The organism is Rhodovulum sp. 12E13 (genome assembly GCF_003340565.1).
Taxonomy (GTDB): Bacteria; Pseudomonadota; Alphaproteobacteria; order Rhodobacterales; family Rhodobacteraceae; genus HLUCCA09.
On sequence record NZ_QPLK01000045.1, the window covers coordinates 1 to 14,157 of the forward strand.

At 64.1% G+C, this 14,157-nt stretch carries 19 protein-coding genes and 1 pseudogene; 5 read left to right on the plus strand and 15 right to left on the minus strand.

Going from position 1 to position 14,157, the window contains the following annotated elements; translation table 11 throughout:
- Window positions 1-119 precede the first annotated feature (119 nt).
- The 12 genes and pseudogenes from DLJ49_RS19655 to DLJ49_RS19700 form a co-directional block, all read right to left on the minus strand.
- Window positions 120-365: pseudogene (locus tag DLJ49_RS19655) on the minus strand (IS110 family transposase); the annotation flags it as partial.
- 432 nt (window positions 366-797) lie between these two features.
- The gene (locus DLJ49_RS19660; protein WP_115395225.1) at window positions 798-1,664 is read right to left on the minus strand and encodes a transglutaminase family protein; all 867 of its coding nucleotides are present in this window, start codon (window positions 1,662-1,664) and stop codon (window positions 798-800) included.
- A 221-nt stretch (window positions 1,665-1,885) separates the two neighbouring features.
- Window positions 1,886-2,194, minus strand: coding sequence for a hypothetical protein (locus tag DLJ49_RS21525; RefSeq protein WP_147277362.1), 309 nt, complete (start codon window positions 2,192-2,194; stop codon window positions 1,886-1,888).
- Window positions 2,195-2,249: 55 nt separating this feature from the next.
- Window positions 2,250-2,741 (minus strand): hypothetical protein, encoded by a 492-nt coding sequence (locus DLJ49_RS19665; protein WP_199533457.1) that lies wholly within the window; start codon window positions 2,739-2,741, stop codon window positions 2,250-2,252.
- Window positions 2,742-2,927: 186 nt separating this feature from the next.
- On the minus strand, window positions 2,928-3,743 hold the full coding sequence (locus tag DLJ49_RS19670) for a transglutaminase-like domain-containing protein (RefSeq protein ID WP_233489307.1): 816 nt from the start codon (window positions 3,741-3,743) through the stop codon (window positions 2,928-2,930).
- Window positions 3,733-4,719 carry a hypothetical protein gene (locus DLJ49_RS21530; RefSeq protein ID WP_147277363.1) on the minus strand — a complete coding sequence of 329 codons (987 nt, stop codon included), beginning with the start codon at window positions 4,717-4,719 and terminating at the stop codon, window positions 3,733-3,735. The genes DLJ49_RS19670 and DLJ49_RS21530 overlap by 11 nt, the downstream gene beginning before the upstream one ends.
- On the minus strand, window positions 4,716-5,195 hold the full coding sequence (locus tag DLJ49_RS19675) for a hypothetical protein (protein ID WP_233489309.1): 480 nt from the start codon (window positions 5,193-5,195) through the stop codon (window positions 4,716-4,718). The genes DLJ49_RS21530 and DLJ49_RS19675 overlap by 4 nt, the downstream gene beginning before the upstream one ends.
- A 305-nt stretch (window positions 5,196-5,500) precedes the next feature.
- Window positions 5,501-5,965 (minus strand): phosphate-starvation-inducible PsiE family protein, encoded by a 465-nt coding sequence (locus DLJ49_RS19680; RefSeq protein ID WP_233489313.1) that lies wholly within the window; start codon window positions 5,963-5,965, stop codon window positions 5,501-5,503.
- 20 nt (window positions 5,966-5,985) lie between these two features.
- Window positions 5,986-7,074, minus strand: coding sequence for a protease modulator HflC (gene hflC / locus DLJ49_RS19685; protein WP_115395227.1), 1,089 nt, complete (start codon window positions 7,072-7,074; stop codon window positions 5,986-5,988).
- Complete coding sequence (gene hflK, locus DLJ49_RS19690) at window positions 7,071-8,138, minus strand: FtsH protease activity modulator HflK (protein WP_115395228.1); 1,068 nt, start codon at window positions 8,136-8,138, stop codon at window positions 7,071-7,073. The genes hflC and hflK overlap by 4 nt, the downstream gene beginning before the upstream one ends.
- Window positions 8,139-8,243: 105 nt before the next feature.
- Complete coding sequence (locus tag DLJ49_RS19695) at window positions 8,244-8,588, minus strand: hypothetical protein (RefSeq protein WP_115395229.1); 345 nt, start codon at window positions 8,586-8,588, stop codon at window positions 8,244-8,246.
- Window positions 8,585-8,899, minus strand: coding sequence for a hypothetical protein (locus DLJ49_RS19700; RefSeq protein ID WP_115395230.1), 315 nt, complete (start codon window positions 8,897-8,899; stop codon window positions 8,585-8,587). Before DLJ49_RS19700 ends, DLJ49_RS19695 begins: the two co-directional genes overlap by 4 nt.
- A gap of 313 nt (window positions 8,900-9,212) precedes the next feature.
- Between DLJ49_RS19700 and DLJ49_RS19705 the strand changes: the two genes are divergently transcribed.
- Together DLJ49_RS19705 and DLJ49_RS19710 are read left to right on the plus strand one after the other, a co-directional pair.
- Window positions 9,213-9,632 (plus strand): hypothetical protein, encoded by a 420-nt coding sequence (locus DLJ49_RS19705; RefSeq protein WP_115395231.1) that lies wholly within the window; start codon window positions 9,213-9,215, stop codon window positions 9,630-9,632.
- Window positions 9,629-10,018, plus strand: a complete 390-nt coding sequence (locus DLJ49_RS19710; RefSeq protein ID WP_115395232.1) for a hypothetical protein — start codon at window positions 9,629-9,631, stop codon at window positions 10,016-10,018. Before DLJ49_RS19705 ends, DLJ49_RS19710 begins: the two co-directional genes overlap by 4 nt.
- A gap of 154 nt (window positions 10,019-10,172) precedes the next feature.
- On the opposite strand, the gene DLJ49_RS19715 is transcribed toward DLJ49_RS19710, so the two are convergent.
- Window positions 10,173-10,373, minus strand: a complete 201-nt coding sequence (locus tag DLJ49_RS19715) for a Thivi_2564 family membrane protein (RefSeq protein WP_115395233.1) — start codon at window positions 10,371-10,373, stop codon at window positions 10,173-10,175.
- Window positions 10,374-10,470: 97 nt separating this feature from the next.
- Window positions 10,471-10,683, minus strand: coding sequence for a DUF3185 family protein (locus DLJ49_RS19720; protein ID WP_115395234.1), 213 nt, complete (start codon window positions 10,681-10,683; stop codon window positions 10,471-10,473).
- Window positions 10,684-11,031: 348 nt separating this feature from the next.
- Between DLJ49_RS19720 and DLJ49_RS19725 the strand changes: the two genes are divergently transcribed.
- Window positions 11,032-11,298: a hypothetical protein gene (locus DLJ49_RS19725; RefSeq protein ID WP_115395235.1), complete on the plus strand. Its 267-nt coding sequence runs from the start codon at window positions 11,032-11,034 to the stop codon at window positions 11,296-11,298.
- Here the strand turns inward: DLJ49_RS19725 and DLJ49_RS19730 are convergent.
- The gene (locus DLJ49_RS19730; protein ID WP_115395236.1) at window positions 11,274-12,008 is read right to left on the minus strand and encodes a Crp/Fnr family transcriptional regulator; all 735 of its coding nucleotides are present in this window, start codon (window positions 12,006-12,008) and stop codon (window positions 11,274-11,276) included. The genes DLJ49_RS19725 and DLJ49_RS19730 overlap by 25 nt on opposite strands.
- Before the next feature lie 165 nt (window positions 12,009-12,173).
- Here DLJ49_RS19730 and DLJ49_RS19735 point away from each other — a divergent pair, with 165 nt between their 5' ends.
- Together DLJ49_RS19735 and DLJ49_RS19740 are read left to right on the plus strand one after the other, a co-directional pair.
- A complete protein-coding gene (locus DLJ49_RS19735; RefSeq protein WP_115395239.1) occupies window positions 12,174-12,416 on the plus strand; it encodes a hypothetical protein in 243 nt (80 codons plus the stop codon).
- A 33-nt stretch (window positions 12,417-12,449) separates the two neighbouring features.
- A complete protein-coding gene (locus DLJ49_RS19740) occupies window positions 12,450-13,676 on the plus strand; it encodes a fatty acid desaturase (RefSeq protein WP_233489315.1) in 1,227 nt (408 codons plus the stop codon).
- The last annotated feature ends 481 nt before the right edge of the window (window positions 13,677-14,157 follow it).

The window sequence follows — 14,157 nt, forward strand, 5'->3', positions numbered from 1 at the left end:
GCTGTAGCGTTTCACCCATGGCGTGCTCCGAGGGCTGCTGTCGGACTTGGTGTAGCAACTTGATTCTACAGAGCTTTCGCGGGCACGCCAGCCATTACCCCCGATTTCGATGAATAAGGCGGGTTGACGTAGTGCGGCGCGATCAGCCGGACCTCGTGCCCGTGGCGTGACATTTCCCGCGCCCAATGGTGCGCGCTGGCGCAGGCCTCCATTGCCACGCGGCACGGCGGTTGCTCCGCCATGAACCGGGCGAACTGCGGCCGCGACAGCTTCTTGCGGAACAGCACAGAACCGTCCGCCGCGGCTCCGTGAACCTGGAACACGTTCTTTGCCAGATCGACGCCTATGATGCTAACTTCTCCCATGGATGCCCTCTCCTTCAGCTTGTGATTCAACACCGCAAGCTTGGCACATTGCGATGCCGTCAGGGGAGAGCGGCATCCACCCCATCTCCAAGTCAAGCCATTGAAAAAAACTCCGTTCAGCCCCTACCAATCAGCCATGAACGTTGCCTTGGCTCGACCGACATCTTGGGTGTAGCGACGACGATCAGCGAGGCAAACAGGTCAGTGAACCCGCTCCAAGCCCACCAGGCCTGGCTCGCGTTTTCGCCGGCCGCGCGGCCGCGCATGCGGCTGCGTTCAATTCCGGGCCTGTCTGAGGACGGGTCACTCCGGCACGAGCAAACTGCATCGCGCGTTCTTGTCGTTCGGAAATCAGGCTCCATGACCACGACCTGTGACAGCAGCTCCAAGGCCGTCCCGACTGGATAGAGGAGCGTGCGAGCTCCCGCCTATTCAGATCTCTCGGACGTCCACTGTGACATCCATTGAAAGCAAATCGGTGGGTCTACCGTGGAAACTACCGGTCACCGGAGCAACCTGCTGGATCCTCCTCGCAACGGCGACTGGAATGAGATTACTGGATCCGACCGACCTGTTGGTCGGATCGAAGGGGATCCAGCCCGCTCCGGGAACGAAGACCTCGACCCATGCGTGTGTGGAACCGGCGTCCGACGATCCGGCCAGGTTCGCGGCGGGGTTGAACAGATATCCGGACACGAGCCTGGCCCCGAAGCCAAGCGTCCGAACGGCTTCCGCGAACAGCACTGCGAAGTCCCGGCAGGTACCCCAGCCACTGTCGAGGGTCTCCAGCGGCCCCTGTGTGCCCTCGGTCTCGCGGCTCTGGTAGAAAATCCCGGCCGTGATGCCGTTGCCTATGTCTTTCAGCAGGGAGAGCGTATCCGTTGGCCGTGCCATGACAAAGCGCTCGACCCACCGCGACAGCCGGCCGGTTTCGTCCGCATATTGTGGCATGGCCAGTGCGCCGAGATCGGTCAAATCGTCCGGTGAATACACGAACGGATAAGAGGCCGCCGTGGCGGCAATCGGGAAGACAGGCCAGACCGGAGCGCGCAGTTCCACGCGCGCGCACGACCGGATCGAAAGCATCTTCGTGGCGGTGTCGAACTGTGCCGTCGCGACCGCATTGCCGGCTACGTCGGGGGACCAGTCGATGCGGGCTTCCGGACTGATCTCGAGGTCGAAGGACGTCAGGCTAAGATCCCGGGTCTCCCGCGGGCGTAGCATCAGGCGGTGCGGTCCGCAAGGGACCTCGGTTCCATATTGATACTGTGTCGTGTGCGTAATCGTGATGGATGGCATGGGTGCGACCTATGACGACCTGCCGCCCGAGCGCCGCCGGCCCTGTCCGCTGCCCTCGTGAATTGCCGAGCGCCAGACGGCCGATCCCTTGCAACGGGAACATATCCGTTCGCCGAAGCCTTCGCTCCAGAAGGTCGACCCGCATCTCAGGCAGGCCCGCGCGGCAGCAACATCGGCCATCGCCTTGATTGTCCCGAAATCGGTCCCCGCAGACTTGATCGTCATTTCCGATCCTCGCGTTTTCTCAATCGTTCCATGTCGCCAAGGGCACGCTTGATGAGTTTCTGAATGCGTTCATCTCCAGCCTCGGACGTCGATGCGTAGCGGCCGAGAAGAAACCGCCACTTTTCCATGACTTCGACCCACGTCCACACGGGCTTCGCCAGCATCTGATCTTCGAGGCTTTCAAGGTCCGACTGCTGCGGGAGTGTATGTGGTGGCCGGCTGTTAGCGGGGCGCCGTCGCATTTCCGACGCACGCTGTCCGGCAACGGACCTGCGGCCGTCGAGATCGATCGGGTCGTCGGTCATTTCGGACTCCCGCCAATCCAACGGCGGACGGCAAACGATCCGCCCGACACGGCTGTCATTCTCCGATGCCCGGGCGCGCGCTTCCGGAGCGTGGGCCGGAAACATCCGTGCTTATCCCGCGGCGGGGTTCTCCCGTCTTGCACGGGTCGTCTTGCCCTGCCTGCTGTTGGTCGGACTGGGGCGCGTAGAGGGCGCGAAGGTCCTGCTCGGCCACACCGTCGGCCTGCATGACGAGGCGGATCATCGGGTCGGCCAGCATCTCCTCGAGGAAGAAATCCGTCAGGGCCTTGCCGGTCAACTTATCCTCGGCAATGGCGTTCTCCAGTTCGACGAGCGGCACGGTCAGCGTTCGGCTGAGCCCGGCATGCGAGGCGCGCGGATGGAGGCGGACGAGCACCGACGACGTCCATGTGCCCGGTTCGATCCAGTCCACAGGCTCCAGCAGTTGGGTCTCGATCTCGTATTCGCCGGCCGGCAGAGTCTCGTTGCAGCTCGGAAGCTGGAACGGTCGCAGGAATACGGCGGTCGTCTTGATCGAATTGGTCATCTCGGTTCTCCAGGATGGTGACTTGGGATGCCATGACGGGAACACCGGCAGAGCGGCCGGCCTCGCGAGCCGACGACGAACGAACATTTCCGTCCTGCGATGGGACGCTACCGGTTCAATTCCGAGACACAGGCGCCGTCCCGGCTGGGTCATGTCTTGCGTCCCAGGTCCAGACGTCGAACTGCGTCAGGGTACTCGCCCGAAAGTCTGGGTCAGCGGCACATCCGCAGCATCCCGGCCTCTGGCGACCAGGATCCGTCCCATGCGGCGTGAGTTGTTGCGCGGATCGAACACCCACCAGCGGCCATCGAGAAAGACCTCCATCCAGGCCGCGAAATCGTCGGGCGCGTGCGGTTCGGGTTGGCCGAACTCGCTCAGATACCCGGTGCAATAGCGGGCCGGGATATTCATGCAACGGCACAAGGCAATCGCGAGATGGGCGAAGTCCCGGCAAACCCCCTTCCGCCCGGCCAGCGCTTGAGAGGCCGTGCGCGTCGCGTCAGCCTGCATGTAGTCGAACGAGACGGTTGTGTGCACAAAATCGCAAATCGCCTGCACGCGCGCCCAGCCCGGCTGTGTGGTCTCGAACCGGCGCCATGCCTCGTCCGACAGAAGATCCGTGTCGCAGTAGCGACTGCCGAGAAGATAGATCAGCGTCTCGAAGGGCAGATCCTGGACAGCCGCTTGCGTGGCGTTGGGCGCGATCGGATCGGGCAGTCCGCAATCGCGGAAGATCCCGTCGGTGGACAACGTGAAGTCGCCGGCCGGCGCCACCATTCGCGTACACCAGTTTCCGAACCCGTCGCGATAGCTTTCGAGCGGCACGCTGGACGATGTCACCAGATAATCGGCGCGCTCCAGGTCGCCGAAGCGCGAGTAGTGCACGTTCAGCATGGCGATGAGTGGCGTCGGTTGTGTCAGCCGGTACTTCAGCCGGCATCCGATCCGCATCCGGATGCCGGGGGCGTCGCCGTGGTCCGATCGGGGTGCCCTATCGTCCAAGAACGCACTCCCCATCGGCGAGTTGAAAGCCGCGATCGCAGCGCCATGCGTTTCCGGATCGATCGAGGTGCGCGTTTGCCGGCAGGTCGATCGCGACACAGGCGGTGTCGACAGTCTCAAATCCCCGCTGACAGCGCCATCCCGGCCCGTAGGACGCCGGGTCCAGAAAGGCGTTCGCCGGAAGCGCGACAGCATCGCAACGGCCATCGATTTCGAAGAAACCCCTTTCGCAGGCCCATTGGTCTCCGTAGTCCGCATTGGTGAGGTACCCGTTCTCGGGAACTGCAATCGGAACGCAGGCGCCGGAACTGGCCGTGAAACCACGCTCACAGGTCCAACCGGAGCCTAACGTGTCATCGGTGAGATAGGCGTAGTCTGGCAGCACGATCGGAACGCAGGTCTCACGATCCTGCCGGTACCCTCGATCGCACTGCCAATCGTAGCCGGAGGATCGCAGGAAGGCATTTTCGGGCATCGGGATCGCTGCGCAAGAGGTCCCTCCCGCTTCCTCGTACCCGCGCCGACACGCCCAGCCCGAGCCATAGGACCGGCCGGTTGCATAGGCATTCTCCGGGATGTCGATAGCCAGGCAATCGGCGGCCTCAACCCGGTAACCGAGATCGCAGACCCAGCCGCTGCCATAGCTGCGCGGCTGAGCGTTCTCGGACATCGGGCCCGTGCCATCCTGCGCCAGAACTGGGAACGCCAAGGACGCGATCACACCAGCTATTGCTGCCGTTCTCGCGATCAGCCTCGCGAGGGGATGTCTCATCGCCGCTTGCTCCTTGGCGGACCAGATTCCGCCGGTTGCTTCGGGTGCCTTCGATAGCTCGAGCGTGAGCGTTCCAGTCAACCGTCGGGTGCGTGCAACCGGTGTTGGGGAGGCCTTTGAGTTCGGTCTCGATGGCATGCCTTCGTTCTCGGCCACCTGGATCGAGAAGTCCTGCGGAACTGTAGGGCGGGTGCTATCGGTCATCGCAATGACAGCTTGTGCAGGGCCGCAGCCGCAAGCGCATGTTCCTTCTGGTGGTAATCGCCGCGAAACTTGCCGTCGACCCGCACCTCCCAGATGCCGGATCTTTCGCGTACCTCGACCCCACCGCGCTGCGCTGACCGATCCATGGAAGACCCCTCTTCCCCTTTGTTTCCCGGCAACACGGTCTGCTTGTCGGTCACGTCCGTCTCCTTCGGTTTCGGCGCGCGCACTTCTCCGAGGAGCATGACGGCACGAATGAATTCCTCGGCATAATCGTCGGTTTCGCGGTGGTCGTGTTCGTGCCGGGCCATGCTCATCGGTTCGACGAACCGTTCTCGCAGGTGGTCAATGAACCGTGGCTCCGTGCGAGCCATGTACGCGATCAAGGCCTGCAAGACCCGTTCATGGGCCAGCACCCGCCGTTCGAGATCGGTCGTCTCTGCTCGTGTTCTAGGAAGACTTTCGACTGATGCCACGGGTGTTTATCCTTCACGTTGAGGGGGGCCGACCCTGGCCGTCGCATGTTCGAGCGCCGGCAGGCCACTGTCAGCTGGTCAAGGGCCAGCTTGCGATAGTCAATCTAACAGCCGGGCCGACATAGCGTGCTGCTGCAGGTTAGGGCCGTGATAAATTGAACGGCTCGTCTCGTTGGGAGGTAGCAAGAAGCCAGCCTCGCGGTTCCGATCGCCAGGAGTGATTTCGAGCCTTCAGCGAAATTAATTCCTTGCCACGAGAAGGTGGAGTTGCGGAAAAAGGTGTATGGCTTCAACGCCACAGAGGATCATTGTGTGCCCTGCTTGCTGATCGCCCAGATGATTACGAGCGCAGACAGTGAAAGCAGAAGAATTGCGGCCGCCTCGATCAGGATATTGCCCGGCTCCATTTCCTTGCCCTGCAGTACGACCAGCCGGCCAACCGCAGTGATGGCGATGAATATCGGATACACGAATACAGAACTGCGTTTGGCATAGTACACCGCCACCATGCCAATGACCTCAAGATAAAGAAACATGAGCAATATGTCAGCAAGAAGTATGGCTCCCAGCTGATAGATGGCCAGGATCTCGAAGGCGACGGCGAGAAGGGTCATGGCCACAATGACCACAAGCAACAACCGCTCGATCATATGAAACAGACCGAGAGCAAACAGCCTTTCGCCGCGCCCCGCCCCACTGTTTCCCTGCAGGTCTTCCGCCCTGTCTGCGTCCTCCCCAGCTTGGATTTTGGGGCGCCCTTCAATCATCATTGCGAACTCCAGCCATGAACCTACTGGCCTGGTTCGGCATCTGTCTGGTTAGCGATCGGCGCCGGGGCTCCTGTCTGGGGTCGGTCATTGCGTGTTGACGCGAGGCCGCCGTCGCCTGGGGCCGTGAAGGGATCACGAACGGTTTTTCCGTCGACCTGCATTCCGCGAAGGAATCTGAACAGGTCGCTGTCCGTCGTCAGGACGAGCGTCGTATCGTCGGAAATCATGTCGCCATAGGCCTGCATGGTGCGGGTGAAGTCGAAGAATTCGACCGAAACGGCATCGACATTGTAAGCGCCAGCATAGATGTCCGCCGCAGCTGCATCGGCGGCGCCGCGGATTTCCTCGACGGCGCGATAGGCTTCGGACTGGATCTTGTTGAGATCCCGCACCCTGTTGCCTTGAATACGGGCCGCTTCGCCGTTGCCTTCGGACAGGAAGCGTTCGGCGATCTGTCGCCGCTCCGAGATCATGCGGTCATAAATCTTGGGCCGCACGCTTTCATTGTAGTTTATGCGCTTGAAACGAATGTCGAGAAGCTCGATCCCGAAGACCCGCACCTTCTCGGCCGCCGCCTCGAAGATCTGCTGCTCGACCAGCGCCCGCCCCTTGGTGATGGGAACGAGCGCGCCGATATCCTGCGCAAGCTCCTGATCCGTCAGAAGATTGTCGCGCAGTGGCGTCCGCCCCTTGGTCGTCCGAATGATCTCGATGAGTTCGTGCTTCGCGACGGCATTCCGCGTCTCGCTGCCGAGGATATCGTCGAGGCGTGACTGGGCGCTGCGCTCGTCGCGCAGGCGCAGGAAGTATTGCAGCGGGTCGGTGATCTTCCAGCGCGCAAAGAGATCGACGGAGATGTAGAGCTTGTCCTTGGTCGGCATGTCCGACGGCGAGCCGTCCCACTCCAGGACCCGGCGATCGATCCGGTTGACCTCCTGGACGAAGGGCAGCTTCACCCTGAGGCCGGCCTCGGTGATGGGCGGGCCCACGGGCTTGCCGAACTGGGTTATAATGGCCTGCTCCACCTCGCCGACCGTATAGACGGCGGAGGACGCCGTGACGACGCCGGCCAGGGCGATCCCCGCGGCAATGAACGAAATGGTCTTCACGGGGTCTCTCCTGTTTGTCGATCAAGGTTCAACAGCGGCAGGATGCTTGCCGTGGACCCGTCGACGATGATCTTGGAACCGATGCCCGGCAGAACATCCTGCAGGGTTTCGATGTAAATCCGGCGCCGCGTCACCTTGGGAGCCTGACGATATTCCGTCAGAAGCGCCGTGAAGCGGGCGGCGTCGCCCTCAGCCTCGTTGATCCGCCTCAGGCGGTACCCGTCGGCTTCGCGGATGCGCTGGTCCTTTTCGCCCTCGGCCAGAGGAATGACCCGGTTGTATTCGCGGCGGGCCTCGTTGATGATCCGCTCTTTTTCCTGCTGTGCCTGGTTGACCTCATTGAACGATGCCTGGACGGGCTGGGGCGGATTGATGTTCTTCAGCTGCACCTGGTCGATACTGATGCCCATGGCGTATTTGGTTGTAAGCGCCTGCATCTTCAAAAGCGCCTCGCTTTCGATCTCCTGGCGTCCGACGGTGATCACCTCGTCGACAGTGCGGTCCCCCACGACCTCGCGCATGACGGATTCCGACACGTAGCGCAGGGTCGCGCTCGGCTCGCGCACCTCGAAAAGGAACTTGCGCGGTTCGGGAATGCGATACTGCACCACCCACTCCACAAGCGCCGCGTTGAGGTCTCCGGTCACCATCTCGGTCTCGCGGCGGCCGTCGGTCGGGCTCTGATAGGGGTCCGTAGCGCCCGGCGTCGTGAACCCGAACTCCTGTTTCAGCTGGCGCTTGACCGGCACCAGCGTGGTCACGTCAACCCCAAACGGGATCTTGAAGTGCAGCCCCGGCGGGATCTCGGCCGAGTACTTTCCGAACCGCTGGACGATCGCGACTGAGTCGCTGGGAACCGTGTACCAGGAGGACCAAGCCCCAAACGCCGCAAGCGCAAAGACAGCCCCGATCGCCAGACGCCTCACCGGCGGCGGGCCGTCCGGCAAGATACCGTGCAGCCGATCCCGGCCCTTTCGAAGAATTGCGTCAACCTCAGGGGGCGCGCGGGTCTGCCTGTTTTTCCATGGTCCACGGTCTCCAGATCCATTCTCATCAGACGGCATTGAAAGGTCCTCGCTTGGATTTTTGCGCTTGGTGTGTGTGTCGCGCGCGTTTCACGGCGTGACGCGTTTTGCGCCATCACTCGGTCGGCTCTGACCAGCATGCCTTCAGAGGTCCAGTTCCTTCAGGCAGGCTTGCGCGATATCCCGGTCCGGGGCATCGGTTCCGGGCATGGTCGCCCAGCCGGCCGTCATGAGCGCGTCGCGCCTCTGGTAGGTCGAGGCAGCCCGGATCGTTGCCAGCTTGTCGGCCCGGGCCGGGTCGGAGCGCGCCATGTCGAGGCAGACCGGCACCATGGACGCCACGACATCGTCTCGGGACATCGCCATCGCCCTGTCGTTCGAGGTGCCGCCCGTCACCCAGCCGCCCCATGTAAAGCCGACCACGCCGACGAAAACTGCACCGATCACGGCACCGTAGATGCCGGGCTTGAGCCATTCGGGAGTGTTCATGTTCTATCCTCCTGCGGGGAAAGCGCCGCTTCGCTGTGAGTGTTTGTCTCGGTCGTGGCCGCATCCCGTCGCAGCGCCTCCTTGAGGTCGCTGTCCGAGATCGCGTGCGACTCGCTGCGTCCGGCATGGCTGCCCCTGCCGCGCACGGTCAGGCTGGTCGCCGTGCGTCTCCATCCCTCGAAGCTGAGCCCCTTTAGGAGGTCTTCCTCGACGACGACCTCGTAGGTGCCGGCGGGCAGTTCGCCCGGGTAACCCGAGAGGGCGAACGGGGCGGAAAAGGTGACCGACGATCGGGTCGAGCGCGTGGTCATGCGGGGCCTCCAGGATGTTGGCAGAGCCGTTGTCCATCGCAATCAACGGGACGCCGTTGCGGCGCCGGGACGGCCGAACGGATGGCCTCTTGTAGGCGAGAGCCGCTCGACGGGTGCTGACGCAGGTTAGTCCGGGGCCGGCGCGTGCTCTGCGTCGGCGCGCAAGGATGGCGAACGGCCGGGCTGACCTGTGTAAGGGCGCGTGGGCCGACGCGTGCGTAGAATGGCTGAAATGGCTGCACGAAGGCGTCTGCTTTCGTCGTGCCGCAAAAGGCGAGCCGGACGCCCCCTTCTATCAAGGAGCACGATCACGATGTCCGAACCACTTGTTCTCAACCCCAACCCGCCCCAATTCGAGCCGTTCCTCTACGCGTTCGTCGGCGACGACCCCCGCGGAAGCCCGGTTACGGTTCTCTCGGCACTTGCGCGATTGAACCTCGACCCCTGGGCGGAGGCGGCAGAGCTCGCGGCGCTTGGCCGGGAGGCGGCGGCGACCCGTTTCGGCGCGCTGCTGTCACGTGTACGCGACGTGCCGGCGCTCGGACAGGCGCATGGCCCGGTGGGGCGGGAACTGGCCCGTCTTCTTCCCGACCGCTCGGCGCGTCCCGGCGGGGCCGGTCCTGCGTCGGCAAAGGGGGCTCCGCTCGCGCCGGGTTTGGTCTGGGCGATCGTTGCCGTGCTTCTTCTCGCGGCGCAGATGATCTTGGGCGGCGGGTCGGGGACAGGCGAATGAAGCCCGAAATACCGGCCCCACCCGACGGAGGGCCTGAGCCGGAGGATTCCGCCACCCTCTGGGATCTCGAGGAACGGTTCTGGACCGGCGGTGCGGACAGCGCGCGCCGGATGACAGCACGGGGCGCGGTCTTCGTCTTTCCCTATCCTGCCGGCATCATTCAGGGCGATGCGATCTGGCGCGAGAAGGACGTCGCCCAGCGGTGGCGCTCCGTCGAGATGAGCGAGCGTTACCTCGCGCGCGAGGGCGAGATTGCCGTCCTCGCCTACCGCGTCTCCGCCGAGCGGGCGGGCGAGCCCATCCGCGAGGCGGTCTGCACCTCGACCTATCTGAGGGGCGACGGCAAGTGGCTACGCCTGACCCACCAGGAGACGCCGGCCCGGTAGGCCGGGAGGCGCGACCGGCGCGGGGGCCCCTATCGCAGCGGAGCGCCCCGTGCTGCCCGGGCTCGGCTCGATCCTCACACCCGGCCGACGGCTTCGCCGAAGATCGCCCACCTGGTTTCTGCGAGGCCGGGTGATCGGCGACACTGGGACGGTCTCAGCCACTGAAGCCGGTATCGCCGACCCCGCCGAGAAGCCCCGAAGCCCCGAAGCCGCGCAGCAGCCAGAGGATGACCACGATCACCACCGCCACGTTCAGGATTTGCTTTATCCTGCGGTCCATCGGGACATAGGTATTGATCGCCCACAGCAAGACGCCGACGACGACAAGGGTGACGACCAGATTGATGAGAGACATTGAGTTGGATTCCCTGTGAGTGGGTCATGCTGGGCCGATGGCGGCCCGGCGACGTGGGTCGGCGGCTCAGATCTATGCCCGGGCGCCGCAACGCGGATCAGACGCGGGCAAAGCCGCGCAGCAGCAGTGCGCCGCCGGCCACGGCGCCAATTACGCCGCCGATCAGGTACCACATGGTGTTGCCGGTGAAGCGGCCGGTCAGGGCCTCGGACACCTGGTCGACGGGCGCGTTCGAGGCCCGCCAGGCGAAGAAGAGCAACGCGATACCGACCGCCGCGGCGACGACGCCGATGATGTTCGAAAGTGACATGATGTGGACCCCGTTGATTTCGCCGGCCGATGCCGCCCGGCCCTGGCCGGCGTCGCGCCGCTGGTCTGGGGCGCGGCACGCCGGACCTGAGCCATGAGCCATGAGCCTCGCAGAACCGGGGGCGGCTGCACTTACCTGGATCAGCCTCGCCAGGGGCCGACGCCCCCGTGAGGAAACGCGAGGACGGCTAACCTCGATCAGTGCCGCCCGACCCAGGGTGCGGCAGCATGAGACTGACAGGCGCCCGTCCCAAACCCACGATGGCAGGACCGCGTCAGAGCCCGACATGCCCTTCGTGCGGGGTGCGCAAGCGTCGCGTCCTTCGGGTTTCGATCAGGGAATGCGCCGATGTTGGACGACCAGATCGCGATCGCCAATACCCTGGCATCCCTCAAGGCTGCCTGCGACGCGGCTCCGGAAGGGGCCTGGAAACACGCCGCGCTCAAGTATTATCGGGCCGCGGAAAGGGCCCATGTCGCCCGCAACACGGCGCTGACGATCATCGAGATCGAAGCGGCGGCTGCGGCGCTTGGCAACCTCGCATCACTGCCCCAGCTTCGGCGGGATCAACCCGGAGGTGACACGCGCGGCTATTTCAGCAGCGGCCCGCTGTGATCGAGATATTCCGGATCGAACCCCGCCAAGTCCGCCAGTCGGTCGAGGTCGCGGAATGTGACATGGCCGTCGCGGACAGTCACCAGCCCCGCCTCGCGCAACTGCCGCAGAACGCGGTTGACATGAACGGCGCTCAGCCCGAGCGCATCGGCCAGATGATATTGCGTCAACGGGCAGGCGAAGCCGGTCCTGCCGCCGAGACCCACAAGAGCCAGCCGCGACCCCAGTTCCAGCAGGAAATGCGCCATGCGGGCGTCCGCGTCGCGCCGCCCGATGCTGACGAGATGCTCGACCACCATCGCCTCGTCCCGTGACGCTGCCCAGAGGATGGCCGTCGCCAGGCGAGGCGTCTCGGCGAGCGCTTCGAGAAGGTCGCTCGCCATCACTTCGGCAGCCTCGATGTCCCCGACGGGCTCGAAGCTGTGGTCCGAGGTGCGCAGGAGAACGCTGCGCAACCCGAGAAAATCTCCGGGGATCTGAAAATCGACGATCTGGCGCGTCCCGTCGGCCTGGACCTTGTAAGAGCAGACCCACCCCGCCGAGAGGATGAAGGCCGCCTGCCCGGACTGCCCCTGATGCACCATGTCCCGCCCGGCGGCGAAGGTCCGGCGGCGCTGGTGCAGCCGCTCGAGCACGGCAAGCTCGACATCCGACAGGGCGACGAAGGCCGAGAGCTTGCGGGTGAGCGGGCTTTGCGCTGCGATGGTCATGCGCCCCCTCGCGCTGCTGGCAATCCCGGTGGGGAAACTACCGGATTTTTCTCGCACGGCGGCTACTTCAGATCAGTCCACGATACCAGATTTCCTGCGACAAAGGGTAGATCATCCCGGCGCGCCACGGCCGTGCACGCCAGTTCGGAGCGAGGAATGCCCACGATGCCCGACCAGACAGATCATGCCGGCATGGCGGCCCTCTCGATCTGCGAGGCGCTGCTGCTTGCCATGAACGATCACAAGCTGCTGCCCGAGAGCGAGATCATGGGGGTTCTCCGCGATGCCGCGGCGACCCACGAGAGTGCCACAGGCACGGAGGCCGAAACCGAGTCGCACCGGACCGTCGCGACGATCATCAACCGAATCATCGCTGGCGGCAACTCTGTTCGCAGACCGCCGGAATGACAGGCTCGACCAGAGAGGATACGACGCACAACTATGACATTCGCGACGAGACCAGCTGACACCCCGGCCGCCGGTCGGCCCGACAATAAGGACATGCCGGCTGACGCGGGAAACCATGTCGCCACGCCGCAATCCGGTGCACAGGCCGGGCAGCCCGCTGCGGACAACGACGAGTCCGGGCAGGCACAGACAAGCCGGGGCGAGACGCCCGCGTCCTGTGCCGACCCGGCCGCCGGCGGGCAAGGCCCGCAGAGCGACACCGCGTTGCGGCCCTCTGACTGGACCCGGACACTGGCAGCCTACCGCCAACCCAACCCCTCCCGTAGCGTCTTCGAGTTGACCGTCACGCTGGTGCCCTTCGTCGCGATCTGGGGGGTGGCGTGGTGGCTGGTCTCGATCAGTGCGTTGTTGGCCATGGCCCTTGCGCTGGCGAACGCAGCCTTCCTCGTCCGCCTGTTTATCATTCAGCACGATTGCGGGCACGGGTCGCTGTTCCGCGATCGGCGCTTGTGCGACTGTATTGGCCGCGGGCTCGGCGTGCTTACGCTGACGCCCTACGACGTCTGGCGCAAGACGCACGCGATCCACCATTCCACGACTGGCAACCTCGATCGACGCGGTGTCGGAGACGTCCCGACCCTGACGGTCAGGGAGTATCGCGAGAAAGGATGGCTCGGCCGCGCCCTCTACCGTCTTCTCCGCAATCCCGTGATCCTGTTCGGCGCGGTTCCGTTCTACCTGTTCTTCCTTCAGCACCGATTGCCGGTCTACCTGATGCGGTCCGGCTGGCGCTACTGGCTAAGCGCCATGGCGACGAATGCCGCCATCGGCCTTGTCCTTGCGGTGATCGTCTGGCTGGGAGGTTGGGATGTCCTGCTGTTCGTGTTCCTGCCGACGATGCTTCTGGGCGCGATCGCAGGAACCTGGTTCTTCTACGTCCAGCACCAGTTCGAGGAAACCAGCTGGGAGCACGAGGAGGAATGGAACATCCAGGAGGCGGCCCTGCACGGCAGTTCGCATTACGCCCTGCCCGGCATCCTGCGCTGGATCACCGGCAATATCGGCGTACACCACGTGCACCACCTTGCCAGCCGGATCCCGTTCTACCGTCTTGGCGAGGTGGTCAGGGACCACGACCTGCTGGCGCGCTCCAAGCGCATCACGCTCATGCAAAGCTTTCGCTGCGCGCGGCTGCACCTGTGGGACGAGAAAAGCCGCAGACTTCTGACGTTCGCCGAGGCCCGGACACGCGCCTCATGAGCCTTGTAGATTTCGCCAATGGACGACCGTACGGGACCCCGTGTCACGCGGCACCGTCGCTGCATTTCAAAGCCAAACTTGGATAGCGTCGACCGTTATTCTGGCCATCGGATCATCGCCAGGCGCCATTGGTCGGAGCTAGGTTGCGAGCCCGTCCTAAAAGGGGAAGAAAACCGGAATGGAAAGCACCGCTGACGTGCCGACGATCACATTCATGGGCAGCCCGATCCTGATGAAATGATAGTGTCCCACGGCGTGGTGTAGGAGCGCCGACCCTCGGAGAGGTCAGGGCTTGATCAGGTCGCCACGGCGGGCAGCCTGACGTTGGGATTGTCGGTGACGCGGGCGAGCGTTTCAACCCGCAGTATTCACCGAATGCGTCTGAGCGGCGGATTTGGCGGTCGTGGGCCGGTCGTGAGGACCGGTCGAGGGTTGTGCAGACCCTCCCGAGCGGCGCGACGCCTGTTGACGGTGCGCGTGG